The sequence below is a fragment of the Chromobacterium alkanivorans genome, from assembly GCF_016937655.1.
GTDB lineage: Bacteria > Pseudomonadota > Gammaproteobacteria > Burkholderiales > Chromobacteriaceae > Chromobacterium > Chromobacterium alkanivorans.
Map to the genome: position 1 here is coordinate 174,047 of NZ_JAFHKL010000010.1, position 25,552 is coordinate 199,598.

At 64.3% G+C, this 25,552-nt stretch carries 27 protein-coding genes; 21 read left to right on the top strand and 6 right to left on the bottom strand.

The window, feature by feature from the left end; translation table 11 throughout:
• The first annotated feature begins 27 nt into the window (after window positions 1-27).
• From rpmF to JW897_RS18255, 11 genes are all read left to right on the top strand, one after another.
• Entirely contained in the window at window positions 28-207 is a 180-nt protein-coding gene (rpmF, locus tag JW897_RS18205) for a 50S ribosomal protein L32 (protein WP_048414980.1), read from the top strand.
• Between the two features lie 57 nt (window positions 208-264).
• On the top strand, window positions 265-1,302 hold the full coding sequence (gene plsX / locus JW897_RS18210) for a phosphate acyltransferase PlsX (protein ID WP_048414979.1): 1,038 nt from the start codon (window positions 265-267) through the stop codon (window positions 1,300-1,302).
• Window positions 1,303-1,307: 5 nt separating this feature from the next.
• Window positions 1,308-2,267 carry a beta-ketoacyl-ACP synthase III gene (locus JW897_RS18215; protein WP_048414978.1) on the top strand — a complete coding sequence of 320 codons (960 nt, stop codon included), beginning with the start codon at window positions 1,308-1,310 and terminating at the stop codon, window positions 2,265-2,267.
• 129 nt (window positions 2,268-2,396) lie between these two features.
• A complete protein-coding gene (fabD, locus tag JW897_RS18220; RefSeq protein ID WP_048414977.1) occupies window positions 2,397-3,326 on the top strand; it encodes an ACP S-malonyltransferase in 930 nt (309 codons plus the stop codon).
• Window positions 3,327-3,378: 52 nt separating this feature from the next.
• Window positions 3,379-4,116, top strand: a complete 738-nt coding sequence (gene fabG / locus JW897_RS18225; RefSeq protein WP_205467181.1) for a 3-oxoacyl-ACP reductase FabG — start codon at window positions 3,379-3,381, stop codon at window positions 4,114-4,116.
• Between the two features lie 106 nt (window positions 4,117-4,222).
• A complete protein-coding gene (acpP, locus tag JW897_RS18230) occupies window positions 4,223-4,462 on the top strand; it encodes an acyl carrier protein (RefSeq protein WP_019103041.1) in 240 nt (79 codons plus the stop codon).
• Between the two features lie 178 nt (window positions 4,463-4,640).
• Entirely contained in the window at window positions 4,641-5,882 is a 1,242-nt protein-coding gene (gene fabF / locus JW897_RS18235) for a beta-ketoacyl-ACP synthase II (RefSeq protein ID WP_048414975.1), read from the top strand.
• A 127-nt stretch (window positions 5,883-6,009) separates the two neighbouring features.
• Window positions 6,010-7,302, top strand: a complete 1,293-nt coding sequence (locus JW897_RS18240) for an aminodeoxychorismate synthase component I (RefSeq protein ID WP_205467182.1) — start codon at window positions 6,010-6,012, stop codon at window positions 7,300-7,302.
• A complete protein-coding gene (pabC, locus tag JW897_RS18245) occupies window positions 7,302-8,114 on the top strand; it encodes an aminodeoxychorismate lyase (RefSeq protein WP_205467183.1) in 813 nt (270 codons plus the stop codon). The genes JW897_RS18240 and pabC overlap by 1 nt, the downstream gene beginning before the upstream one ends.
• A gap of 199 nt (window positions 8,115-8,313) precedes the next feature.
• Window positions 8,314-9,498: a dicarboxylate/amino acid:cation symporter gene (locus JW897_RS18250; RefSeq protein WP_048414972.1), complete on the top strand. Its 1,185-nt coding sequence runs from the start codon at window positions 8,314-8,316 to the stop codon at window positions 9,496-9,498.
• A 261-nt stretch (window positions 9,499-9,759) separates the two neighbouring features.
• A complete protein-coding gene (locus tag JW897_RS18255; RefSeq protein ID WP_053077424.1) occupies window positions 9,760-10,632 on the top strand; it encodes an EAL domain-containing protein in 873 nt (290 codons plus the stop codon).
• Window positions 10,633-10,903: 271 nt separating this feature from the next.
• On the opposite strand, the gene JW897_RS18260 is transcribed toward JW897_RS18255, so the two are convergent.
• The gene (locus JW897_RS18260; protein ID WP_205467184.1) at window positions 10,904-11,173 is read right to left on the bottom strand and encodes a DUF4936 family protein; all 270 of its coding nucleotides are present in this window, start codon (window positions 11,171-11,173) and stop codon (window positions 10,904-10,906) included.
• 98 nt (window positions 11,174-11,271) lie between these two features.
• On the opposite strand from JW897_RS18260, the gene JW897_RS18265 reads away from it, so the two are divergent.
• On the top strand, window positions 11,272-12,174 hold the full coding sequence (locus tag JW897_RS18265; protein ID WP_205467185.1) for a prephenate dehydrogenase: 903 nt from the start codon (window positions 11,272-11,274) through the stop codon (window positions 12,172-12,174).
• 2 nt (window positions 12,175-12,176) lie between these two features.
• The gene (locus JW897_RS18270; RefSeq protein WP_205467186.1) at window positions 12,177-12,926 is read left to right on the top strand and encodes an SDR family oxidoreductase; all 750 of its coding nucleotides are present in this window, start codon (window positions 12,177-12,179) and stop codon (window positions 12,924-12,926) included.
• On the opposite strand, the gene JW897_RS18275 is transcribed toward JW897_RS18270, so the two are convergent.
• Window positions 12,910-13,812 (bottom strand): LysR family transcriptional regulator, encoded by a 903-nt coding sequence (locus tag JW897_RS18275; protein WP_205467187.1) that lies wholly within the window; start codon window positions 13,810-13,812, stop codon window positions 12,910-12,912. The two genes, JW897_RS18270 and JW897_RS18275, sit on opposite strands and share 17 nt — an antisense overlap.
• 101 nt (window positions 13,813-13,913) lie before the next feature.
• On the opposite strand from JW897_RS18275, the gene JW897_RS18280 reads away from it, so the two are divergent.
• Window positions 13,914-15,176, top strand: coding sequence for an MFS transporter (locus JW897_RS18280; protein ID WP_048414967.1), 1,263 nt, complete (start codon window positions 13,914-13,916; stop codon window positions 15,174-15,176).
• Window positions 15,177-15,239: 63 nt separating this feature from the next.
• Here the strand turns inward: JW897_RS18280 and mnmA are convergent, their stop codons facing one another.
• From mnmA to JW897_RS18295, 3 genes are read right to left on the bottom strand one after another with little or no spacing between them, the layout of a single operon-like run.
• Window positions 15,240-16,316 carry a tRNA 2-thiouridine(34) synthase MnmA gene (gene mnmA, locus JW897_RS18285; protein WP_205467188.1) on the bottom strand — a complete coding sequence of 359 codons (1,077 nt, stop codon included), beginning with the start codon at window positions 16,314-16,316 and terminating at the stop codon, window positions 15,240-15,242.
• Complete coding sequence (locus JW897_RS18290) at window positions 16,313-16,861, bottom strand: hypothetical protein (protein WP_231589299.1); 549 nt, start codon at window positions 16,859-16,861, stop codon at window positions 16,313-16,315. Before JW897_RS18290 ends, mnmA begins: the two co-directional genes overlap by 4 nt.
• Window positions 16,862-16,892: 31 nt before the next feature.
• Window positions 16,893-17,345, bottom strand: coding sequence for an NUDIX hydrolase (locus JW897_RS18295; RefSeq protein WP_039756447.1), 453 nt, complete (start codon window positions 17,343-17,345; stop codon window positions 16,893-16,895).
• Window positions 17,346-17,452: 107 nt separating this feature from the next.
• Between JW897_RS18295 and JW897_RS24690 the strand changes: the two genes are divergently transcribed.
• Together JW897_RS24690 and bfr are read left to right on the top strand one after the other, a co-directional pair.
• The gene (locus tag JW897_RS24690) at window positions 17,453-17,653 is read left to right on the top strand and encodes a bacterioferritin-associated ferredoxin (RefSeq protein WP_019103980.1); all 201 of its coding nucleotides are present in this window, start codon (window positions 17,453-17,455) and stop codon (window positions 17,651-17,653) included.
• Between the two features lie 164 nt (window positions 17,654-17,817).
• On the top strand, window positions 17,818-18,294 hold the full coding sequence (gene bfr, locus JW897_RS18305; protein WP_205467189.1) for a bacterioferritin: 477 nt from the start codon (window positions 17,818-17,820) through the stop codon (window positions 18,292-18,294).
• Window positions 18,295-18,374: 80 nt separating this feature from the next.
• Here bfr and JW897_RS18310 read toward each other — a convergent pair whose 3' ends face one another.
• The gene (locus JW897_RS18310) at window positions 18,375-19,979 is read right to left on the bottom strand and encodes a DUF945 family protein (RefSeq protein WP_205467190.1); all 1,605 of its coding nucleotides are present in this window, start codon (window positions 19,977-19,979) and stop codon (window positions 18,375-18,377) included.
• A gap of 221 nt (window positions 19,980-20,200) precedes the next feature.
• Here JW897_RS18310 and JW897_RS18315 point away from each other — a divergent pair, with 221 nt between their 5' ends.
• From JW897_RS18315 to JW897_RS18335, 5 genes are all read left to right on the top strand, one after another.
• Window positions 20,201-21,376 (top strand): DesA family fatty acid desaturase, encoded by a 1,176-nt coding sequence (locus JW897_RS18315; protein WP_048414961.1) that lies wholly within the window; start codon window positions 20,201-20,203, stop codon window positions 21,374-21,376.
• 150 nt (window positions 21,377-21,526) lie between these two features.
• The gene (locus JW897_RS18320) at window positions 21,527-22,390 is read left to right on the top strand and encodes a class I SAM-dependent methyltransferase (protein ID WP_231589297.1); all 864 of its coding nucleotides are present in this window, start codon (window positions 21,527-21,529) and stop codon (window positions 22,388-22,390) included.
• Window positions 22,391-22,469: 79 nt separating this feature from the next.
• Entirely contained in the window at window positions 22,470-23,846 is a 1,377-nt protein-coding gene (locus tag JW897_RS18325; protein WP_205467191.1) for a pyridoxal-phosphate dependent enzyme, read from the top strand.
• Window positions 23,847-23,906: 60 nt separating this feature from the next.
• The gene (locus JW897_RS18330) at window positions 23,907-25,052 is read left to right on the top strand and encodes a trans-sulfuration enzyme family protein (RefSeq protein ID WP_205467192.1); all 1,146 of its coding nucleotides are present in this window, start codon (window positions 23,907-23,909) and stop codon (window positions 25,050-25,052) included.
• Window positions 25,053-25,109: 57 nt separating this feature from the next.
• Window positions 25,110-25,457, top strand: a complete 348-nt coding sequence (locus JW897_RS18335) for a RidA family protein (protein WP_048414958.1) — start codon at window positions 25,110-25,112, stop codon at window positions 25,455-25,457.
• The last annotated feature ends 95 nt before the right edge of the window (window positions 25,458-25,552 follow it).

Here is a 25,552-nt window from a genome sequence, read left to right on the forward strand (position 1 = left end):
TCTACTTGAATTTCTTAGGAGTCGACCATGGCTGTTCAACAGAACAAAAAGTCCCCGTCCAAGCGCGGCATGCATCGTGCACACGATTTTCTGACCGCCCCGGCATTGGCTGTAGAAGCCACCACCGGCGAAGCGCATCTGCGCCACCACATCAGCCCGAACGGTTTCTACCGCGGCCGCAAAGTTGTGAAGACCAAGGGCGAGTAATCTCCCCGTTTTCCTACTTTCCCCACTGATTAGGCAGCACTATTACCGCACTCGTTGATGACTATCACCGTCGCGGTTGATGCAATGGGCGGTGACGTTGGCCTCAAGGTTACCGTCCCTGCATCGATCCAATTCCTGCAGAACCATCCCGACACCCGTTTGATTCTTGTTGGCGACCAGCCGGCCCTAGAGGCGGAACTGGACGCGCATCAAGGCGTCGCGCGTGAACGCATCCGCATCCAGCACGCCACCCAAGTGGTGGGCATGGATGAGGCGCCTCAGCTCGCCTTGAAGAACAAGAAAGATTCGTCGATGCGGGTGGCCATCAATCTGGTCAAAGAGGGCGAGGCTCAGGCCGCCGTGTCCGCCGGCAACACCGGCGCGCTGATGGCGACCGCGCGTTTCGTGCTCAAGACCATTCCCGGCATCGACCGTCCCGCCATCGCCAAAATGCTGCCCACCGTCAAGGGCTCGTCTTGCGTGCTGGATTTGGGCGCCAACGTCGATTGCACCCCGGAACAACTGTTGCAGTTCGGCATCATGGGGTCCGAACTGGTGGTGTGCCTCAGCGGCAACGCCAGTCCCAGCGTCGGCCTGCTGAACATCGGCTCGGAAGACATCAAGGGCAACGACAACATCAAGAAGACCGCAGAACTGCTGCGCCAGTCCGAACTCAATTTCCACGGCAACGTGGAGGGCGACGACATCTGTAAAGGCACGGTGGATGTGGTAGTCTGCGACGGTTTCACCGGCAACGTGGCTTTGAAGACAGCTGAGGGGCTGGCTCACATGTTCGCCGTGTTCCTGCGCGAAGAGTTTGGCCGCAGTTGGTGGACGCGTTTGTGCGCGTTGGCCGCGCTGCCGGTGCTAAAACTGTTCAAGAAGCGCATCGATCCCCGCCGCTACAACGGCGCCAGCTTGCTGGGGCTGCGCGGCATCGTGGTGAAAAGCCACGGCGGGACCGATGTCACAGGATTCCGTTACGCGCTGGAGCAGGCTTGCGAGGAAGCCGGCTCCGACGTGATTGGTCACATCGCCGACCGGATTGCGCACCAATTAAACAATCTCAAGCAGTCCGAGGCGGAAGCGAACTGACAACCATGGGCTATTCCCGCATTCTAGGCACCGGCAGCTTTCTGCCCGAGCAGGTGCTCACCAATGCGCAGTTGGCCGAACGCGTGGATACCAGCGACGAGTGGATAGTCTCGCGCACCGGCATCCACGCGCGCCATATTGCCGCAGAAGAACACAAAACCAGCGATCTCGCGCTCAAGGCGGCGGAAGCCGCTATCCAGAGCGCGGGCATCGACAAGCGCGAGATCGATCTGATCATCGTCGCCACCACCACGCCCGACATGGTCTTCCCCAGCACCGCCTGTCTGTTGCAGGAAAAGCTGGGCATTCCCGGCTGCGCGGCGTTCGACGTGCAGGCGGTGTGCGCCGGCTTCATGTTCGCGCTGGTGACCGCCAACAACTACATCAAGAGCGGCATGGCCCGCCGCGCCCTGGTGGTGGGCGCGGAAATCATGTCGCGGGTGCTGGACTGGGACGACCGCCGCACCTGCGTGCTGTTCGGCGACGGCGCCGGCGCGGTGATTCTCGGCGACTCCGAAGAGCCGGGCATCCTGCACGCCAAGCTGGCGGCGGACGGACGCTACAAGGACATTCTCAACACCCCGGCCCAGATTTCCGGCGGCAAGATCCAGGGCATGCCCTATCTGCACATGGACGGCCCGGCGGTGTTCAAATTCGCGGTCAAGGCCTTGTCCGACATCGCCGCCAAGACGCTGGCGGAAGCCGGCGTCGACAAGAGCGAAGTGGACTGGCTGGTGCCGCACCAGGCCAATCTGCGCATCATCGAATCCACCGCCAAGCATTTGGGCTTGCCGATGGAACGGGTGATCGTCACATTGCCGCAACAGGGCAATACTTCCGCCGCGTCGATTCCGCTGGCCTTGGACTGCGCGGTGCGCGACGGGCGCATTCGTCCAGGCCAGACCGTATTGCTGGAAGGCATAGGCGGCGGTTTCGCCTGGGGCGCTGTATTGTTGAAGATCTGATCCAAACATTGGCGCGCAAGCCGCCGACGGCTGACCGTGAGGTCACTAGCCTCAGCGATATTTGATCGTTAGGCTTGGCAGACGTCGCCGGTTTGCGTCATTCTTGCGTCGAATTCTCAGGAGTCGACTATGGCGTTTGCATTTCTGTTCCCGGGCCAAGGCTCGCAAAGCTTGAAAATGATGGACGGCTTTGCCGACCTGCCCGTGGTGAAACACACTTTTGACGAAGCATCGGACGCCTTGAGCGTCGACCTGTGGGCGATGCTGCAGGCGGACTCGGCCGACGAGATCAACGCCACCGTCAACACCCAGCCCATCATGCTGGCCGCCGGCTACGCCACTTATCTGGCCTGGCAGGAGTTGAACGGCCGACAGCCGACGCTGGTGGCCGGCCACAGCCTGGGCGAATACACCGCCCTGGTGGCGGCGGCGGCCTTGCCCTTCGCCGAAGCGGTGAAGCTGGTGCGCCTGCGCGCCGAGGCGATGCAGTCCGCGGTGCCGGTCGGCGTCGGCGCGATGGCCGCCATCCTGAACCTGTCCGACGAGGACATCCGCGCCGCCTGCGCGGAAGCGGCTCAGGGCGAAGTGGTGGAAGCGGTCAACTTCAATTCGCCTGGCCAGGTGGTGATCGCCGGCCATAAAGGGGCGGTGGAGCGGGCGATGGAGCAGTGCAAGGCCCGCGGCGCCAAGCGCGCGCTGCCCTTGCCGGTGTCGGTGCCTTCGCATTGCGCGCTGATGCGGCCGGCGGCGGAACAACTGGCCGCGGCGCTGGAGCAGGCGGACATCAGCGCGCCGGCCATCCCGGTGCTGCACAACGCCGACGTGGCCAGCTACAACGAGCCGGCGCAGATTCGCGACGCGCTGACCCGCCAGCTGTACATGCCGGTGCGCTGGACCGAAACCATCCAGAAGCTGGCCGCCGACGGCGTGACGCAGATGGCGGAATGCGGCCCGGGCAGAGTGTTGGCCGGCCTGGCCAAGCGCATCGACGGCAACGTCAAATGCCTGGCGCTGACCGATGTGGCGGCGCTGGAAGCCGCCCGCGGCGAACTGAACTGAATGCAATGCGGCCTCGCGAAGACGGGGCCGGGATAACGATAAGGAGACTGCAATGAGCCTGCAAGGCAAAGTGACATTGGTCACCGGCGCGTCGCGCGGCATCGGCGCGGCGATCGCCGCGGCGCTGGCCGCCGAAGGGGCCGTGGTGATCGGCACCGCGACCAGCGAGGCCGGCGCAGCGAGCATCCACGAGCGTCTGTCCGCACAGGGCGGCGCCGGCCGGGTGTTGAATGTGACCGAGGCCGGCGCGATCGACGCGCTGGTCGAAGCCATCGAGAAAGAATTCGGCGCGATCGCGATCCTGGTCAATAATGCCGGCATCACCCGCGACGGCTTGCTGATGCGGATGAAGGACGAGGACTGGGACGACATCATGGACACCAATCTGAAATCGGTGTTCAAGGCGTCCAAGGCGGTGCTGCGCGGCATGATGAAGGCGCGCTTCGGCCGCATCATCAATATCGCCTCGGTGGTGGGCGTGTCCGGCAATCCGGGTCAGACCAACTACTCGGCGGCCAAGGCCGGCATCATCGGCTTCACCAAGTCGATGGCGCGCGAAGTGGGCAGCCGCAACATCACCGTCAATTGCGTGGCTCCCGGCTTCATCGACACCGACATGACCCGCGCGCTGCCGGAGGCGCAACGCGCGGCGCTGGTCGAACAGATCGCCCTGGGTCGCCTGGGCGACGCCAAGGATATCGCCGACGCCGCCGCGTTTTTGGCGTCGGATCGCGCTGGCTACATCACCGGCCAGACGCTGCATGTCAACGGCGGCATGTTGATGCCGTGAACGAGCTTGCGGCCCGCCTGGAGATTTAGGTAGGCTGCTCTAATTTTTTTTTGTAGAATACCGGGGTTTTGTTATCCCGAATCAGAAAGGTCAAGGGTTTAAACAAATGGAAAACATCGAAGCGCGCGTTAAGAAGATCGTTGCCGAACAACTGGGCGTGAACGAAGCCGAAGTGAAAATCGAATCTTCGTTCGTGGACGATCTGGGCGCCGACTCCCTCGACACCGTTGAGCTGGTAATGGCTCTGGAAGAAGAGTTCGAGTGCGAAATTCCGGATGAAGAGGCCGAGAAGATCACCACCGTTCAGCAAGCCGTCGACTACGTCACTGCCCACCTGAACAAGTAATTCCTTCCCTTTCGAGGGGTATTAGGACCTCTGCCCGGAGCCTTCTGGTCTCTTCGCAGAGGTCTTTTGCCAAGAGGATGCCAAACGCGCGTTTGATCCCTGCCAAACCGCAGGGCATCGCAATGCGCGGACGGTCTCGTGGGGGAGACTGCCCTCCCATTTCTCACGGAGATTCTTCGTGTCAAAACGCAGAGTTGTAGTAACCGGCCTGGGCCATGTGTCCCCGGTCGGCAATGATGTCGCCACCGGTTGGGCCAATTTGCTGGCCGGCAACAGCGGCATCGCCAAGATTACCCGTTTCGACGCCAGCGACATGGCTTGCCAGATCGCCGGCGAAGTGAAGGGCTTTGAGATCAGCGACTATATCTCGCCGAAGGAAGCCCGCCGCAACGACCTGTTCATTCACTACGGCATCGCCGCGGCCTTGCAGGCGGTGGCGGACGCGGGCCTGGACGACATTCCGAGCCTGGACAAGACCCGGGTCGGCGTCAACATCGGTTCCGGCATCGGCGGCCTGCCGCTGATCGAGGAAACCGGCGTGGCCTTGCAAGAAGGCGGCCCGCGCAAGATCGGTCCGTTCTTCATCCCGGGCTCGCTGATCAATCTGATCGCCGGCCAGGTCTCCATCCTGAAAGGTTATCAGGGTCCGACCTACGGCATCGTGTCCGCCTGCACCACCGGCGCGCACTGCATCGGCGACGCGGCGCGAATGATCCAGTACGGCGACGCCGACGTGATGGTGGCCGGCGGCGCCGAAGGCGCGGTTTCGCGGCTGGGCATCGGCGGCTTCGCCGCGATGAAGGCCTTGTCCACGCGCAACGACGACCCGGCCACGGCCTCGCGTCCCTGGGACAAGGGCCGCGACGGTTTCGTGATGGGCGAGGGCGCCGGCGTGCTGGTGCTGGAAGACTACGAGCACGCGGTCAAGCGCGGCGCGAAGATCTACGCCGAGCTGATAGGCTTCGGCATGAGTTCGGACGCGCACCACATCACGGCGCCCAGCGCCGAGGGCCCGGCGCGCGGCGTGAGCAACGCGCTGCGCGACGCCGGCGTCAACGCCGACCAGGTGCAGTACGTGAACGCTCACGGCACGTCTACGCCCTTGGGCGACGCCAACGAGACCACCGCGCTCAAGATGGCTTTCGGCGACCACGCCAAGAAATTGGTGGTCAACTCCACCAAGTCGATGACCGGCCACTTGCTGGGCGGTGCCGGCGGCGTGGAGGCGATCTACACCATTCTGGCGGTGCATAACCAAATCTCGCCGCCCACCATCAACCTGCACGATCAGGATGTGGAGGCCGGCTGCGATCTGGATTACGTGGCCAATACCGCGCGCGAGATGAAGATCGACATCGGCATCTCCAACTCCTTCGGTTTTGGCGGCACCAACGGCACGCTGGTGTTCAAGCGCGTCTGATCGCCGTCTTGTCGATTGACAGTCCGAACCGCTGCGCTACACTCGCAGCGGTTTTTCTTTGTTTTCACGTCGTCCGCCCTGAAAGCGGGCGGCAAGCTGCGCCGGGCTGCCGGCCCGGGACTTCTCGATGTTCACTCAGAAACTGGATTTTGCGCCGGACCTGCTGGCGATGCATGCGGCGGATCCGCAAACCTTTCCGTACTTGATGATGTCCTCCGGCGACGCCGGCTGGGACCTGTTGCTGCTGGAAGAAGGGCGCGAGCTGTTTTACGCCGGCGAGGGCGGCGATTTTATGCGCCGCTTGGCGGAGTTCAAGCCGCAGCCGGTCGACAACCGCCATCAACTGCCCTTTGTCGGCGGGCATTTCCTTTACCTCGGCTACGACCTGCTGTCCGAGTTCGAGCCCAGCGTGGCCGAGGCGCTGCCGGACAGCTTTCCGCTGGCGGCGCTGGCGCGCACCCCGGCGGCGGTGCTGGTGGACCGCCGCGAGGGCTGCGGCTGGATCGTGGCGGAAAGCGCCGAACTGTGGCAGCGGGCCTTGAGCCTGGCCCAGGCTGCGCCGGCCTTCGCGCCGCGCCCGGTGGCGTTGCGGGATCTGGAGGAAGATCCGCCGCAGTGGTATACCGACGCGGTGGTTCGCCTCAAGCGCTACATCTACGAAGGCGATGTGTTCCAGGTGAATATTTCGCGCGGCTGGCGCGCCGAGCTGGAAACCGGCATCGCCGCGGCCGACCTGTTCTCCGCCCTGCGCCGCGCCAACCCGGCGCCGTTTTCCGCCTTGGCGGACTTCGGCGACGCGCAGATCGTCAGCTCGTCGCCGGAGCGGCTGGTGCGGGTGCGCGACGGCTGGGCGGAAACGCGGCCCATCGCCGGCACCCATCCGCGCTCGCCGGACCCGGCGGAAGACGCCGCCTTGAAGCAACGGCTGATTTCCAGCGTCAAGGAGCGGGCCGAGCACGTGATGTTGATCGATCTGGAGCGCAACGACCTGGGCCGCATCTGCCAGCCCGGCAGCGTCGAGGTCAATGAATTGATGGCGGTGGCCAGTTACGCCTATGTCCATCACATCGAATCCAACGTCCGCGGCCGCCTGCGCCCCGGCGTCGGCCCGGCGGAAACGCTGCGCGCCTTGTTTCCCGGCGGCACCATCACCGGCTGTCCCAAGGTGCGCACCATGCAAATCATCCGCGAGCTGGAAAACAGCGCGCGCCGCGCCTATACCGGCAGCCTGGGCTATCTCAACCGCGACGGCAGCATGGACCTGAACATCCTGATCCGCACCTTCATGCAAGAGGGCGGCGCGCTGCGTTTTCGCGCCGGCGGCGGCATCGTCGCCGATTCCGACCCCGAGCGCGAATTGCAGGAAACCCGCCACAAGGCGCGGGGCCTGCTGCGGGCGCTGGGCGTGGAGCAGGCCTGATGGCGATGCTGATCAACGGCCGGCCCGGCGATAGGATAGCCGCGGCGGATCGCGGCCTGGCCTACGGCGACGGCGTGTTCCGCACCCTGGAGCTGCTGAACGGCCGGCCGCGCTTGTGGACCTGGCAGTACGCGAGGCTGTGCGAGGACGCGCGCAGGCTGCGGCTGCCGCCGCCCGAGGAGGCTTTGCTGTTGGCCGAGCTGGCGGCGGCGGGCGAGGGCATGCCGCGCGCCGCGGCCAAGATCGTGCTGACCCGCGGCGCGGGCGCGCGCGGCTACGCGATGCCGGAGGCGCAATCGTGCACCCGCATCGTCAGCGCCGCGGCCTGGAACGGCTATCCGCCGGAGCGGGCGGAACAGGGCGTGACGGCGCGCTGGTGCGACACCCGCCTGGCCTTGCAGCCGGCGCTGGCCGGGGTCAAGCATTTGAACCGGCTGGAGAACGTGTTGGCGCGCTCGGAGTGGCAAGATCCCGCCATCGCCGAAGGCCTGATGCTGGACATGGAAGGCTGGGTGGCGGAAGGCACGATGAGCAATGTCTACCTGCTGGAAGGCGAGGCGATCGTTACGCCCAGGCTGGACCGTTGCGGCGTCAACGGCGCGGTGCGGGATTGGTTGACCGCGCATTGTTTGGATATCGGACGCCCTTTTACTGAAACGCGACTTTCCGCGCGGCGCTTGATTGACGCCGATGCGGTGTTTCTCTCCAATAGCCTGATGGGTATCTGGCAGATTACCCGCTTGGGCGACCGCGGTTGGACACCTCATCCGCTGCTGCGCGCCCTGCAACACAGCCTGTCGCTTCAAGCCTGAAGGCTGAAGCTTGGCGCCGGGAGGGCAGTTCCCGGCCCGCAGGCAGGCCTGCCCAGACCGCGTCTGTTCCCTTGTCCCATGCCGCCCTTGCCGGGCGGATCTCCATTCTTCCGACTGGCGCGCCGTGTCCGGACCGGGCATGGCGGCAAGCGCACGCGCGGATCGCGAACAACATTAGACCAAGCTCAGAGAGGTTGCCGTGAAATTGATCCTTAAACTACTGGCCGGCATGGCGGTTGGCCTGGCGCTGGGGCTATGGGCCCCCGACGGCCCGCTGGCCCTGCTGATGACTTTCAAAGCCCTGTTCGGGCAGTTCATCGGCTTCATGATTCCGCTGATCATCGTGTTCTACATCATGAGCGGCATCGCCGCGCTGGAGTCCAACTCCGGCAAGATGCTGGGCTGGACCGTGGGCCTGGCCTACTGCTCCACCATCCTGTCCGGACTGGCGGCTTTCGCCGTCGCTTCCGGCGCGCTGCCGTCGCTGATCGCCCAGGGCGTGCACGCCACCGACAAGCCGGCGGCGATCAAGGCCTTGTTCACCCTGGAGATCAAGCCGCTGTTCGACGTGATGACCGCCTTGATGCTGGCCTTCGTGTTCGGCCTCGGCATCGCCGTCACCCGCGCGCAGCGTCTCAAGGAAGTCGTGGACCAGGGCAAGGACATCGTGGAGCTGGTGCTGGCCAAGGTGCTGATTCCCTTGTTGCCGGCTTATATCGCCTGCGTCTTCGCCGAGATGGCGGCGGACGGCTCGGTGTTTTCCACGCTGAAAACCTTCGGCGTGGTGCTGGTGCTGGCCATCGCCATGCACTGGATCTGGCTGACCCTGTTGTACACGGTGACCGGTCTCGCCAGCGGCCGCAATCCCTGGTCCTTGATCCGCAATATGTTGCCGGCCTATCTGACCGCGCTGGGCACCATGTCGTCGGCGGCGACGATTCCGGTGGCGCTGCGTTCGGCCAAGCAGATGAAGGTGTCCGGCCCGGTGGCGGATTTCGTGATGCCGCTGTGCGCCACCATTCACCTGTGCGGTTCCACCATCACCCTGGTTACCTGCGCCACCGCGGTGATGCTGATGACGGCCGGCCTGGACGTGCCGAGTTGGGACGTGATGTTCCCCTTCATCCTGCTCCTGGGCGTGACCATGGTGGCGGCGCCGGGCGCGCCGGGCGGCGCGGTGATGTCGGCGCTGGGCATCCTGGCCAGCATGCTGCATTTCCCCGAAGCCAGCCTGGCTCTGATGATTGCGCTCTATCTGGCGCAGGACAGCTTCGGCACCGCCTGCAACGTCACCGGCGACGGCGTGATCGCGCTGTGGCTGGACCGCATCATGGGCCGGCCGGCGGAGGAGGCGGAAGCCAAGCCGGCTTCGCAGCAGGCCTGAATCCGATTCATAGATTTATGTGAACTATACAACGAGCATTTAATTATTTTTAGAGATAAAGAGAGCCATGTATATTGAGCGGGTCTTTCTGGCGCAGTAGAGCGCTGGCGGCTTCGGCGGCGCTGTCGCCGGGAAGCCGGCCTCTTTCTGTTTGCCGGTTCAACGGAACCGCATGCAGGTTTCTCTCGTATCCTGTTTGGGCCGAACGATGTTCGGCCCTTTTTCTTGTTTTGGTTTTCTTGGCGCATGCCGGGAGGCGCGATGTCGGCGATGGCGGAGTGTGAGGCGGCGGTTTGGGATCTGGGCGCGCAGCGCGTGCAGGCGGCCTTGCCGCAGCTGAATCAGATGCTGGCGCGGCACGGCTTCGAGGCGGAGCCCTTGTCCTGGCGCGAGGCGCGCGTGCGCGGCCGCCACGAGGACTGGCGTTTTCGCAGCGTGTTCCAGCCGGTGTACCGCTTGCAGGACGGCGAGCCTAAGCTGTGGTCGGTGGAGGCGCTCGCGCGGGTGTCGGACCGCTTTGGCGGCCAGCTGATCCCCACGGTGCTGTTCGCCGCGGAAACCACGCCGCGCCGCACCGTCTACGTGGACCGGCAGCTGCGCTGTCTGCATCTGCTCAATTTCCTGCTGCAGGCGCCGCCGCCGGGCCTGGTGCTGTCGCTCAACGTCAACGCCCAGCACCTGGTGAACGTCAGCGAGGCGCACGGACGGTTCTTCGCCGAGGCCTTGCAGCTGCTGGGCGTGGAGCCGCGCCATGTCTGCCTGGAAATCGTCGAGGACGCGGTCAGCGACCCGGTGCGGCTGCACGGCGCGGTGCAACGCTATCGCGACCTCGGCTTCCTGATCTCCCTGGACGATTTTGGCCAGGGCGCGTCCAATCTGGAACGGGTGTGGCTGCTGGAGCCGGACTACGTCAAGCTGGACAAGGTGCTGATGCGGCGCGCGCTGATGCGTCCCGCGCTGCGCGACAAGTTGGCCGAGCTGGTGGCCATCCTGAAGCTGCACGGCGCCAAGGTGGTGGGCGAGGGCATAGAAAGCGAGATGCAGCTGGACATCGCCCGCGCCGCCGGCTGCGACTTCGTCCAGGGCTTCCATCTGGCGCGGCCGGCGGACAGCCTGAGCTGGCCTAGTTCTTAGAGCCTGTTCAAAGTCTGCTGCGCTTCGGCGATACGGCGTTAAAAACAAGCTCAAAATGCTCATGTACCACATGTACATTCCGCTTTTTTGCTCGTTTTCGCCTTGTCTCGCCCTTGCTCGCGAGACTTTGAACAGGCTCTTAGAAGGTGTTTACGATCTCGCTAGTTAAGGCGGGACAAGGCGAAAACAGCTGTCTTACGGTAGATGCGCATTTCGAAGCGCTACTCGCCGTGCAAGGTCTCACGACGCGCAGCGGATCGCAACCAGGTTCTCAATCCAGCGGCTGAAACCACTCCTCATGACGACTCAGCGCCGCCAGCCCGCACTCGGCGCTGGCTTCCAGCCAGACGAGGCGGAAAACGTCGGCGTCGCTTATCCCCTCGTAGACTTCCATCCAGGTGCCGGCGTCGTCGCGGCGGCGCAGCAGGCGGCCGGCGACGCCGGTGCGCGTCAGCAGCGCGGACTGCAGCGTCCGCAGGCGGGCGAGCAGCGCCGCGTCGCCGGCGTCGGTTTTGAAATAGCAATACAAGCTGTGGCTCATTCCGGGCTCCTTGGGTGGGGCGGACGCCATCGCGCCGCAACAGCATGGTTGTCAGCCATCGTTAGGCAGGTATGATAGCTGTTCTGTGTTCCAAGGCCATGGATAGAGGAGAAGCGGTGCAGCAAGGGATGGATACCCTGGTGGTGGTGGGCGTCGGCCTGATCGGCGGCTCTTTCGCCTTGTCGCTGAAGCGCGCGGGTTTGGCGCGGCATGTGATCGGCGTTGGACGCACCCGGGAAAACCTGGAGCGGGCGCTGGAGCTGGGCGTGGTGGACGAGATCAGCCAGGATCTGGCTGAGGTGGCCGAACGCGCCGATCTGGTGCTGCTGGCTTCGCCGGTAGGCCAGATGGGCGCGCTGATGGCGGCGATGGCGCCGCGGCTGCGGCCGGAGGCGGTGGTTACCGACGCCGGCAGCACCAAGGGCGACGTGGTGGAGTTGTACCGTCGGCATTTGCCGAAGCAACTGGCGCATTGCGTGCCGGCCCACCCCATTGCCGGCTCCGACCTGTCCGGCGCCACCGCCGCGCAGTACGGTTTGTACGAAAACCGCAAAGTGGTGCTGACGCCCTTGCCGGAGACGCAGCCTGCCGTCGCCGAGCGAGTGGCGGCGCTGTGGCGCGCCTGCGGCGCGGAAATCCATCGGATGACGGCAGAGGAGCACGACGCGGTGTTCGCCACCGTCAGCCACCTGCCGCACTTGCTGGCCTTCGCCTATGTGGACATGGTGGCGGGCAAGGCCGACGCCGAGCGTTGCTTCGATTTCGCCGCCACCGGTTTTCGCGATTTCACCCGCATCGCCGGCAGCCATCCGGAAATGTGGACCGACATCAGTCTGGCCAACCGCGAGGCGCTGTTGGAGGAGCTGGACCGCTACCGCGCCGGGCTGGACCAATTGCGCCAGCTGCTGGCGGCCGGCGACGGCGAGCGGCTGGCGGAACGCTTCGGCGCGGCGCGCGGCGCGCGCACGCGCTGGCATCAGCAATTCATGCGCAAGGGCTGAACATGGACGGCAAGGTGGTGTTGATCACCGGCGCTTCGCGCGGCATAGGCGCGGCGACCGCGCGTCTGGCGGCGGCGGAGGGCTGGCGCGTCGCCGTCAATTACCGCAGCGACTGGGCCGGAGCGGAGGCGGTGGCGGCCGAGCTGCAGAGCGCGGGCGCCGATGCCGCCGTGTTTTGCGCCGATGTCGCGCTGGAGGCGGAAATCGTTAGCTTGTTCGACGCGGTGGCGGCGCATTACGGCCGCCTCGACGCCTTGGTCAACAATGCCGCCGTCACCGCGCCGATAGGGCGGCTGGAGGACTATTCGGCGGAACGGGTGGAGCGGGTGCTGCGCAGCAATGTGCTGGGCCCCATTCTCTGCTGCCGCGAGGCGGTGCGCCGGATGTCCACCCGTCGCGGCGGCGCAGGCGGAGCCATCGTCAACGTTTCTTCCGCCGCGTCGCGGCTGGGCTCGGCCGGCGAGTACGTCGACTACGCCGCCAGCAAGGGCGCGATCGATACCCTGACCTTGGGCCTGGCGCGCGAGGTGGCCGCCGAAGGCGTCCGCGTCAACGCGGTGCGCCCGGGCCTGATCCATACCGGCATTCATGCCGCCAGCGGCGAGCCCGGCCGGGTGGAGCGTCTGGCCGGCAGCGTGCCGATGGGGCGCGGCGGCGAGGCCGAGGAAGTGGCCGCCGCCATCGTCTGGCTGTTGTCCGACGCCAGCTCCTTTTGCACCGGCAGCCTGCTGGACGTCAGCGGCGGTCGCTGAGCCAGCGCTCGCGCATCAAGTTCAGAAACTGGGTCACCAGCGGCGCGTCTTCGTCCTGACGGGTGGCCAGCCCCATCGCCAGATACGCGCCTTCGTCCAGCAGCGGCACATAGCGCACGCCGGGCAGCCGCACGCATTCCAGCGGCGAAGGCAGGATGGCGATGCCGAGTCCGGCGGCGACCAGGCCGATCTGGGTGATCGCTTCGCCTGCCTCCTGCCGCGGCCGCCAGTCCATGTCTTGGCGGCGCGCCAGTTCGCGCAGCACCGTGTTCAAGCCGGTGCCGGCCTCCTGGGGGTAGCCGATCAGGCTTTCCCCGCGCAATTGCTCCAGCCGCAGAGCCGGCTGGCCGGCCAGGGCATGGTCGGCGCTGATCACCACCCGCAGCGCGTCTCGCTGCAATTCCACCACCGCGATGTCCGCCATGAGCTCCAGGCCGCTGAAGCGCACGAAGCCTATGTCCAGCCGCCGTTGCTGCAAAGCCTGGTACTGGTCGGCGGTGAACATCTCGCGCAGTTTGAGCCGCACTTCAGGAAAGCGCTGGCGGTAGTTGTGCAGGCCTGCGTGCAGGATGGGGGACAAGGGCAGCGAGGAAGTGAAGCCTATGCTCAGCTCGCCGATCTCGCCGCGCGCGGCGCGCCGGGCTTCCATCGCGGCCAATTCCGCGTCGGCGAGAATGCGCTGGGCGCGGCCCAGGAATTGGCGGCCGGCCTCGGTCAGCTCCACCTTGCGCTGGTGGCGGCGCAGCAGCCGCACGCCCAATTCCGCTTCCAGCGCCTGGATCTGCTGGCTGAGCGGGGGCTGGCCGATATGCAAGCGCTGGGCGGCGCGCGTGAAGTGCAGCTCTTCGGCCACGGCGACGAAGTAGCGCAGATGGCGTAGTTCCATAATTGATATTTTAAACGTATCAAATGATGGGTAAATATATATTGGACTGCGTCTCAAGCCAAGACTAAGCTCGAAGTCATATTTCGCATTGAAAGCTTTTCATGTCCGCCGATTCATCTTCTTCCTGCGTTTGCGCCGTCGCGCCGCCGTCGTCCGAACCTCGTCTTCCCCCGGTCAAGCTGCAGGCCGGCACCGCCGAATTCCGCGCCACGGCGCGGGCGATGTTCGTCGGCGGCTATTGCACCTTCGCCATGCTCTACGGCGCTCAGCCGCTGATGCCCATGTTCGCCCAGGATTTCGCCCTGTCGCCGGCCGCCTCCAGCGGCGTGGTGTCCCTGGCCACCGGCAGCCTGGCGCTGAGCCTGATTCCCGCCGGCCTGCTGGCGGACCGGCTGGGCCGACGGCCCTTGATGAACGCGGCGCTGGCGCTGGGCGCGTTGCTGATGCTGTTGTCGGCGCTGGCGGACAGCTTCCAGCATTTGCTGTGGCTGCGCGCGGCTTTCGGCGTGGCCCTGGCCGGCTTGCCGGCGGTGGCGATGACGTATTTGAGCGAAGAGGTGGACGCCAAATCGCTGGGCCACTCTATGGGCCTGTACATCGCCGGCAACGCGCTGGGCGGGATGAGCGGCCGTTTCATCGCCTCCTTGCTGGCCGATCACCTGGGCTGGCGCTGGGCGCTGCTGACGCTGGCCTTGCTCGGCGTGGCCGGCGCCTGGCTGTTCTGGCGCAACCTGCCGCCGTCGCGCCATTTCCAGCCGCGCCGGCACGATCTGGGCCGCATGTGGCGGGAAGCCAAGGCCTTGTTCCGCGACGCCGGTTTGCCCTGGCTGTTCGTCAGCGCCTTTCTGTTGTCCGGCTGCTTCGTCAGCTTGTACAACTACCTGGGCTTCCGTCTATTGGCCGCGCCGTTCAATATGAGCCAGAGCCTGCTGGGGCTGGTGTTCTCGCTGTACATCGTCGGCGTCTGGTCGTCGGCCTGGGTCGGCAAGTTGTCGGACCGTCTGGGCCGGCGCAATGTGCTGTGGCTGATGGTGCTGGCCATGTTGCTGGGGCTGGCGCTGACCTTGAGCGACCACATCGTTGCGCTGGTGGCCGGCATCGCCCTGTTCACCTTCGGTTTCTTCGCCGGCCATTCGGTGGCCAGCAGCTGGGTGGGGCTGCGGGCGCGGCAGGGGCGGGCCTTGGCCTCGGCCATTTATCTGAGCGCCTACTATCTGGGCTCCAGCCTGGTGGGGTCTTTGTCCGGCCTGATGTGGGGGCGGGGCGGCTGGCAGGGCGTGGCCGCGGTGCTGGCGGCCAGCCTGACGGCGATGCTGGCGATCAGCCTGGGGCTGCGGCGGCTGCAGCCCTTGCCGCAAGCTTGATGATGAAAACGGAAAAACCCCGCGGCGATGATTCGGCGCGGGGTTTTTTGACATGCGGGAGGCTTACTGGATGATGCCGCCGCCCAGGCAGACGTCGCCGTCGTAGAGCACGGCGGACTGGCCGGGGGTGACCGCCCATTGCTTGTCGCGGAAGGTCAGCGTGGCCTGGCCGTCGACGATGGCGGACAGATTGCAGCCGGCGTCGGCCATCCGGTAGCGGTTCTTGGCCGCGTATTCGCCGGCCGCCGGCGGCGCGGGCAGCGTCCAGCTCAGGTCCGCCATCGCCAGCGTCGGCTTCAGCAGCAGCGGGTGGTCATGGCCTTGCACCACGATCAGTCTGTTGCCGGGAATGTCCTTGCCGGCGACGAACCACGGCTCGCCGGTGCCGTCGCGCGCGCCGCCTATGTTCAGCCCCTTGCGCTGGCCCAGGGTGTAATACATCAGGCCGATGTGCTCGCCCACCACCTTGCCGTCCGGCAGGATCATCTCGCCGGGCTTGGTGGGCAGATAGCGTTGCAGGAACTCGCGGAACGGCCGCTCGCCGATGAAGCAGATGCCGGTGGAGTCCTTCTTGGCCGCGGTGGGCAGGCCGGCCTCTTCGGCCAGCTTGCGCACCTCGGTCTTGCGGATCTCGCCTAGCGGGAAAATGGCCTTGGCCAGCTGATGCTGCTGCAGCCGGTACAGGAAGTAGCTCTGATCCTTGGTGTGGTCCACCGCCTTCATCAGATAGTGGGTGCCGTCCTGTTCCAGCTTGCGCGCGTAGTGGCCGGTGGCGATGCAGTCGGCGCCCAGTTCCATCGCGTAGTCGAGGAAGGCCTTGAACTTGATTTCGGCGTTGCACAGCACGTCGGGATTGGGCGTGCGGCCGGCGGAGTATTCCTTCAAGAAGTAGGAGAACACGCGGTCCTTGTACTCCTTGGCGAAGTTGACGATTTCCATGTCGATGCCGACGATGTCGGCCACGCTCATCGCGTCCAGCGCGTCCTGCTTGATCGAGCAGTACTCGTCGTCGTTGTCGTCTTCCCAGTTCTGCATGAAGACGCCGATCACCTCGTGCCCCTGCTGCTTCAGCAGCGAGGCGGTCACCGAGGAGTCCACGCCGCCGGACATGCCGACGACAATTCTTTTCTTACCCGTCACGGGGAATATCCTTCCATCCAAATATCGAGGGCAAGCACCACCGGGGCTTGCCCAAAGTCCTTGAACCAGCTGTCCACCGCCCAGTCCTGGCCGGAGAGCATGTCGCGCAGCACCGCGGTGTAATGCAGGTCGAGCAGGCGCGGCGCGCGCCAGGCCGGTTTGCCCACCGTGTGGTATTGCAGCCAGCCGTGATCCTGCAGATAGGTGAGGAAGGTGGTGACGTTGCTGCTGTGGTCCACGCAGTCCATGCGGCCTTCGGCCGGTCCGTCGCGGAAATTGCCGCCCTTGTCCTGCCAGATCGGCAGCGTGCGCGCGGCGATGTGGTAAAGCGCGGTGACGGCGTCGCTGACGGCGGAACGTTCGGTTTCCGGGCTGTCGGCGGCGGACAGGCGGGCGGCGAGCCAGGCGTCGGCCTCGGCGGAGATGTCTACGTAGGCATGTCTGGAACAGCCGTAATGGTAGCAGATATTGATGGCGCTGGCTTGCGCGGCCCATGGGAAGGCGGCCAGCAGAGCCAATAGGAAAGACAATGATCTCAAGGACATGCCGGCTCCGGGCGGTGGGCTGAGGCGGCCGCTAACGGCCCAGATGGTGGATCAGCGACAAGGGGTGGCGCTTGCCGGCGCGGTAGTCGTCCAGGCATTGCTGCACCACCGGGCTGCGATGCTGGCCGCGCAGCGCGACGATGTCCTCGTGGCTCAGCCATTGCGCGGACAGGATGCCCTCGTCCAGCCGCGGGTAGTCCTCGCGGCGCAAGGGGTGGCCGTAGAAGGCGAAGCGCAGATAGGTGATGTCGCTGTTGGGACGATCCACCAGGTAAATGCCCACCAGGCCCAAGGGCCGGAAGTGCCAGCCGGTTTCCTCCAGCACTTCGCGCTTTACCGCGTCTTCCAGCGTTTCGCCGTATTCCAGGTGGCCGGCGGGCTGGTTGAAGCAGATGCCGTCGCTGGTCAGCTCCTCCACCATCAGGTAGCGCCCGTCCAGCTCAATGACTGCCGCAACTGTCGCATTTGGTTTCCACTGCGTCATGGTCTGCGCTTTCTTGTTGACAATGATTCTTGTTTGAATCTATATTCTTGATAACGATTCTCGATTACTTTAACTCAATCACGAGTTAATTCACCACCGGAACTGCCATGTACGTTTGCCTCTGCCACGCCGTAACTGACAAGCAAATCCGCGAAGCGGTGCACAACGGCGCGACCCGCATGTGCGATCTGAGCCGCGAGCTTGGGGTGGCGACTGATTGCGGCAAATGCGCCTGCATGGCTAACCAACTTCGCAAGGAGGCTGTCCACGCGCTTGGTCCGGCTTCGACCGCGCGCAGCGCCGCTTAATTCCTGACCCCCGCCTGTTGCTTAGTCTCGGCCAAGGCCGGGCGAACTGCAAATCCCCCACGCACCGCGTCAAGCGGGGCGAAGTCCCTTATTTTGGCTTTGACAACTTGAGACTGGCGCGCGCTATGTCATAATGGAAGAATCATTTCTTCCCGGAGAGCGCGATGCAAGGCGATAAAAAAGTTATCAAGTATCTGAACCAGATCCTCAAGAACGAACTGACCGCGATCAACCAGTACTTCCTGCATGCCCGCATGTACAAGAACTGGGGTTTGAAGAAGCTGAACGAGCACGAGTACCACGAGTCTATCGACGAGATGAAGCACGCCGACACCTTGATCGAGCGCGTGCTGTTTCTGGAGGGCTTGCCGAATCTGCAGGACCTGGGCAAGTTGCATATCGGCGAGAACCCGAAAGAAATGCTGGAGTGCGATCTGAAGTTGGAAATGGACGCGCTGCCCTTGTTGCGCGAAGCCATCGCCTACTGTGAAAGCGCCAAGGACTACGTGACCCGGGACATGTTGGAAGACATCCTGGAGAGCGAGGAAGAGCACGTGGACTGGCTGGAGACGCAGCTGGGCCTGATCGAAAGCGTGGGCCTGCAGAACTACCTGCAAAGCCAGATGCACGACGACGACTGAGAGCCGCTGGGTTTAGACCGGGTCGGAAAAGAAAAAGGGCTGTCGCAAGACAGCCCTTTTTGCGCGCGGCGTCCGCCGCCTTATTTCTTCTTGTCCGCGCTCTTGTCGGCGCTGGGCTGGGAGGCGTCGCGCGGCGCTTCCGCTTCGATTTCCTCCCAGGGCAAGGCCACTTTCTTCTTATTGATGGTCAGCACGCCGCCGCCGTAATTGAGTTCGGTGTTGAGCTGGCCTTTGTCCTCCACGAGGTACTGTTCGCTCTTCCACTGCGCCAACTGGCTGTCCAGCAGGTTCTTGGCCAGGTCTTCCACTTCCTTCATATTGGGCTGGTCTTCGGCGCTCTGGTCGACGGTGAACAGGGTGCGCGCCTGGGCGATCACCAGGTCTTCCAGCGTCTGGCGCGGCAGGCTGAGCTTGGCGTCCACTTCGAAGCGCCTGATGAACTGCGCGGCGTCGTTGAGATCGGCCGGCTGCAGGCCCTTGACGCCAAGGCTGCCTTCCAGCTTGGCTTCGCCGTTGGGCATTTTCAGGTAGAACTCGTTGATCACCAGCTTGGGGTCGTTCTGCAGCAGCGGAATCCCGTTCTTCTTGATGGTGTCGATGTATTGCTTGCGCAGCAGCGCCGGGTCCACGCCTTCGAAGGGGATCTGGCCGATGGCCTGGTCCAGCTTGACCAGCGTCGGGCCGTGCAGATGGTTGGCCGAAATGTCCAGGCGCATCGGACCGTAGCGGTGGTCGTTGAAGTTGAACTCGGCGAAGTTCAGCTTGCCGCGGGTGTTGACGTAGTCGTCCTGCTCGCTGGTGACGATCTGGTAGCGGAAATCCTTCAGCGTCACGGCCGACGGCTTGAATTCGCCGGAGGGGTTGATGAATTCGCCGACGCGCACGCGGGTCATCAGATAGACCAGCTCATTGAGCTTGATGCTGTAGGGCACGCTTTCGCGCGAGTTGAGCCGGACATTGCCCACGGTCAGCTCGCTGGTGCCCAGCTTGACGCCGGTGCTGCCCGGGCGGATGTCGGAAACGTAGCGCACGCCGTCGAAGGCGACGGTTCCCTTGCTGGCGGCTTCCAGCAGGAAGCCGGGCGACAGCGCCTCGGTCTTGTATTCCTTGTAGCCGTTGGCGTAGTCGAGCTTCAGGTCGAAGCCCTTCCATTTCATCTTCACGCCTGACAGCGCTTCCTCGTAGTCGAAGGCGGGGACCTTGACGTCCAGTTCGCCGCCGCCGCCGAAGCCCAAGCGGTTGAAGATGGTGATGGGTTCCTTGTCGCCGAAGAAGCTGGCCAGCGTCTTGCGGGTGGAGTCGCTCATCGCGAACTCGGTGCGCACCAGCGCGCGGCCGGGCCGGAAGTCGAAATCGCCGATGCCGGGGAGGGGGCCGTGCTTGACGTGGTTGGTGAACTTGATGGTGGCGTTCAACAAGGGCTTCACATTGTCGGGCAGCATGTTTTCATACGGGCCGGATAAGTGGCGGTTGAACACCAGTTCCGTGGTTTCCGTGGAGGAGAACCAACCGCGTTGGTAGCTGTGGGATTTGACTTTGAACAGCGGCAGGTCGGCCAGCATCTTGTGCTGTTCCTGCAAGGTCTGCTCCGCCTTGACGCCGGCCCACAGGGTCGCGCCTCCATACAGAACGAACAGGCCACCGAGGGTGGCGCCGGCAATGATCAGACGACGATTTGGCAACACTAGCGCTTTTTCTTAACTAGGATGGAATGAGGCCCTATGGTACACCATCGTCCGGCGCTTGCGTTACTGGCGGCGCGTGAACCGAGGGGCGTTTGCGCGGCCCAAATTCGCGTTTGCGGCGGCGAGCCGCCGGAACAACCGCAAAACGGTCTGACATCGGCGGACCGCTTGTATAGAATAGAGTCTTTCTTCTAGATTGATTTACGAGGCGCGATTAGTACATGAATTGGATAAACGGCGTGCTTGACCTCCCCTGGTGGGGCTATATCGTGGTCGCTTTGGCGCTGACCCACGTCACCATCGCATCGGTCACCATCTTTCTGCATCGTCACCAAGCGCACCGCGCGCTCGATCTGCATCCCATCCCCAGCCACTTCTTCCGCTTCTGGCTGTGGCTGACCACCGGCATGGTCACCAAGCAATGGGCGGCCATCCACCGCAAGCACCACGCCAAGTGCGAGACGGCGGACGATCCGCACAGCCCGCAGGTGCTGGGCATCAAGAAGGTGTTGTGGGAAGGCGCTGAGCTGTACCGCGGCGCTTGTAAGGATCAGGCCATCATGGACAAGTTCGGCCACGGCACGCCGGACGACTGGCTGGAGCGCAATGTCTACACCCGCCACAGCGCCAAGGGCATCGTGTTGATGCTGATCATCAACCTGGTGCTGTTCGGGCCGGCGGGGCTGACGATCTGGGCGGTGCAGATGATCTGGATTCCGTTCTGGGCGGCCGGGGTGATCAACGGCATCGGTCACTTCTGGGGCTACCGCAACTTCGAGAACGAGGACGCGTCCACCAATATCTTCCCCTGGGGCATCCTGGTGGGCGGCGAGGAGCTGCACAACAACCACCATACCTTCGGCACCTCGGCCAAGCTGTCGTATAAATGGTACGAGTTCGACATCGGCTGGATGTATATCCGCATTCTGGAAATCCTGGGTCTGGCCAAGGTGCGCAAGGTGGCGCCGCGGCTGGCCGAGGACGCTTCGCGTCCGCAGCTGGATCTGGAGCATCTGCAGGCCATCATCTCCAATCGCTACGCCATCGCTTCCCGTTACGCGCGGGAGTTGAAGGAGGTGTATCGCAGCGAGCTGGACAAGATCAATCTGCCGGATTGCAACAAGCTGAGCGGCAAGATGAAGGTGTGGCTGAAGCAGGACGCCAAGGACACGCCGGAGACCGAGCGCCTGCAGTTGGCCACCTTGCTGGAGCACAGCCAGGTGTTGGCCACGGTGTATTCGATGCGCCAGGAACTGACCCGTTTGTGGGAGCGCTCCACGCTGAGCCGCGAGCAACTGCTCAAGGAGCTGCAGGATTGGTGCACCCGCGCCGAGGCTTCCGGCATCGCCGCCTTGCAGCGCTTCTCGATGAGCTTGCGTCAGGCCGCGATCGTTTAAGCCGCTTAGGCTAGATGAAAACCCGCAGCGCGCTGCGGGTTTTTTTGCGTCCGCGCGGGCTGGAGGAAGCGGACGGATAGACTCGTTTTTTATATAAAAATAAGAAATAAAATTTATATTTGTAATAATAATTGGAAATATAATGTGGCCATGTTGATGCAACTCTGCGAGATGGACATGGCCACACTGCAATTGACCGAGGGGGCGAGCGATCTGCCCTATATTCATGGTTTTTCCGCCACCGAGCAGGCGCGGCTGGTGCGCCAGGCGCGCTTCTCCGAGTCCGTGGTGTACCGGGACATCGATTTCTCCGGCGTCGGCCAACTGCTGGAAGTGGGGTGCGGCGTCGGCGCGCAGACCGAGATCCTGTTGCGGCGTTACCCCGACCTGGAAGTCACCGGCGTCGACTTCAGTCAGCGCCAGCTGGCGGTGGCGCGTCAGCGCCTGCAAGGCAGCCCGTGGCAGGACCGCGCCCGGCTGCTGCATATGGACGCCGAGGACCTGGATTTCCAGCCGGCCAGCTTCGACGCAGCCTTTCTGTGCTGGGTGCTGGAACACGTGCTGTCGCCGGAGCGGGTGCTGGCCGAGGTGCGCCGCGTCTTGAAGCCGGGCGCGCGGCTGTACGCCACCGAGGCGATGAACGCCTCCTTCTTCCTGTCGCCGTATTCCTCTCATCTGCAGCAATACTGGCTGGCCTTCAACGACCATCAGCTGGCGGTGGGCGGCGATCCCTTCGTCGGCGCCAAGCTGGGCAATATGCTGCTGCGGCTGGGCTTCCGCCATGTCGAAACCCAGGTCAAGACCTGGCATCTGGACAGCCGCGATCCGCACCGCCGCCAGCAAGTGCTGGATTACTGGACCGAATTGCTGCTGTCGGCCGCGGATCAGCTGATCGAGGCGGGCCGGGTGGACGCCGCCTTGGTGGCGGCGATGACGCGGGAGCTGAGACAGTTGCGCAGCAATCCGGAGCTGGTGTTTTTCTATAGTTTTCTGCAAGCCACCGCCGTGGTGTGAGGCGGCATTTTTTTTATTTTCGATATAACTACAAGTTGTTAAAAACAATATTTATATGCTGTAGCTAGGAGATTTCAATATGCAAGACCAATCCGTTTTGTCCTTGATCGGCAACACGCCGCTGGTGAAGGTGGCGCATCTGGACACCGGCCTGTGCGAGCTGTATTTGAAACTGGAAAGCCACAATCCGGGCGGTTCGATCAAGGACCGGGTGGCGTTGTCCATGATTGCCGCGGCCGAGCGCGAGGGCAAGCTGAAGCCGGGCGGCACCATCGTCGAGGCCACCGCCGGCAACACCGGCCTGGGCCTGGCGCTGGTGGCCGCGCAAAAAGGCTACCGGCTGGTGCTGGTGGTGCCGGACAAGATGAGCCGGGAGAAAATTCTGCATCTGCAGGCCTTGGGCGCGGAAGTGGTGCTGACCCGTTCCGACGTGGGCAAGGGGCATCCGGAGTACTACCAGGACCTGGCCGCGCGCATCGCCAGGGAAACGCCGGACGCTTACTACATCGACCAATTCAACAACCCGGCCAATCCGCTGGCGCATGAAACCGGCACCGGGCCGGAGATCTGGGAGCAGACGCGCCATGAGCTGGACGCGGTGGTGGTGGGCGTCGGCTCCAGCGGCACGCTGACCGGGCTGACCCGTTTCTTCAACCGCGAGGCGCCGCAGGTGGAAATCGTGCTGGCGGACCCGGTGGGCTCGGTGCTGGCCGACCACGTCGAGACCGGACGCCACGGCGAGGCCGGCAGCTGGTTGATAGAAGGCATAGGCGAGGACTTCATCCCGCCGCAGACCGATTTCAGTCTGGTCAAGCGCGCCTACCGCATCAGCGATCAGGAAAGCTTCGACAGCGCCCGGCTGCTGCTGAGCCGGGAGGGCATTCTGGCCGGTTCCTCGTCCGGCGCGCTGCTGGCGGCGGCCTTGCGCTATTGCCGCGCCCAGACCGAGCCTAAGCGCGTGGTGACGCTGGTGTGCGACAGCGGCAACAAGTATCTGTCCAAGATGTACAACGACGACTGGCTGGTGGACAACGGCCTGGTGGAACTGCCGCGGCTGGGCGATCTGACCGATCTGATCGTGCGCCGCCACGCCGACGGCAGCACCGTCTCCTGCCACCCGGACGAGCCCTTGAACGTGGTGTACCAGCGCATGCGTCTGCACGATGTGTCGCAGTTGCCGGTGCTGGCCGACGACAAGGTGGTCGGCATCCTGGACGAGTGGGACCTGTTGTTGTCGGTTCACGGCGAGCCGGAAAACTTCCGTCAGAACGTGCGCAGCGCGATGACCAGCGAGGTGCGAACCCTGTCGCCGCGCGCTTCGCTGCAGGATCTGCTGCATATTTTCAACGACGGCCACGTCGCCCTGATGGTGGACGGCGAACGCTATCTGGGCCTGATCACCCAGGCGGATCTGCTGGCGTTCTGGCGCCGCCAGCCGCGCTCGCGCTCCATTTAAGCCCGCCCCAACCCAGACTGGCCCGAACCGGGCCGGCCATTCGCATTGAGAGAACACGCGATGACCGATTTCAACACTTTGTCCATCACCGCCGGCCTGCATCAGGATGCGTTCGGCGCGGTGATCCCGCCTATCTACGCCACCTCCACCTATCGGCAGCACGCGCCGGGCGAACACAGCGGCTACGAGTATTCCCGCTCGCAGAACCCGACGCGGGAGGCGCTGGAGCGCGCGCTGGCGGAGCTGGAGGACGGCGCGCGCGGCTACGCCTTCCCCTCCGGCCTGGCGGCCATCGCCACGGTGCTGGAGCTGTTGCCGGCCGGCAGTCATCTGATCGCGGTCAATGATCTGTACGGCGGCACTTACCGGCTGTTCGAACGGGTGCGCAAGCAAAGCGCGCAGCTGGAGATCAGCTATGTGGCCTCGGAAGACCTCGACGCCTTGCGGGCGGCGATCCGGCCGAATACCCGCATGATCTGGGTGGAAACGCCGTCCAACCCCTTGAACCAGCTGGTGGACCTGGCGGCGGTGGCCGAGCTGGGGCGGCGGCACGGCCTGATCACGGTGGCGGACAACACCTTCGCCTCGCCGGTGGTGCAACGGCCGCTGGCTTTCGGCTTCGACATCGTCGTGCATTCCGCCACCAAGTATCTGAACGGCCATTCCGACGTGATCGCCGGCGCGGCGGTGGTCAGCCGCCAGCGGCCTGAGCTGGCCGAGCAGCTGGCCTTCCTGCACAACGCGGTGGGCGCGGTGCTGGACCCCTTCGCCAGCTTTCTGGTGCTGCGCGGTCTGCGCACGCTGGCCTTGCGGGTGGAGCGCCACAACAGCAACGCGCTGGCGGTGGCGCGTTGGCTGGAGGCCCAGCCGCAGGTGGAGCGGGTGTTGTATCCGGGTCTGGCCAGCCATCCGCAGCATGAGTTGGCGCGCAGGCAGATGCAGGGTTTCGGCGGCGTGGTGTCCTTCTATTTGAAAGGCGACGCCGAGGAGACGCGGCGGGTGCTGGCGCGCCTGAAGCTGTTCACGCTGGCGGAAAGCCTGGGCGGAGTGGAGAGCCTGGTGTGCCTGCCGGCGGCGATGACGCATGCGTCGATTCCGCTCGAGCGCCGGCGCGAGTTGGGCATCGCCGATAATCTGATCCGCCTGTCGGTGGGCATAGAGGGCGAGGCGGCGCTGATCGAGGACTTGCGCCAGGCATGGCAATAGCCGGCACGGCCGGGTTAGAATCTTGGTCTTGATCCGACTCACCCAAGGGGAATCCGCATGAGCATTTATCGTCACAAGCAGGGCGCGCGTCTGGCCGAAGCCGTGGTCACCAGCGGCCTGGTCTTCCTGGCCGGCCAGGTGCCGGAAAACACCGACGCCGACGCCAAGGCGCAAACCGAGAACGTGCTGGGCCAGATCGACGCGCTGCTGGCGGAGCTGGGTTCGGACAAGAGCAAGATCGTCGACGTCACCATCTTCCTGGCCAGCCTCGCCGACTACGACGCGATGAACGCCGCCTGGGACGCCTGGGTGCCGGCCGGCCATGTGCCGGCGCGCGCCACGGTGGAGGCCAAGCTGGCCAATCCGGCCTGGAAGGTGGAGATCAAGCTGGTGGCCGAACGCTGAGAACGCGTCGCTCCGCCTGCCGCCCACGTCATTGGACGTGGGCTTTTTTTATCGATTTTAGCCGGCTGTCTGCTGGGCCAAAGGCCAGCAGGAAA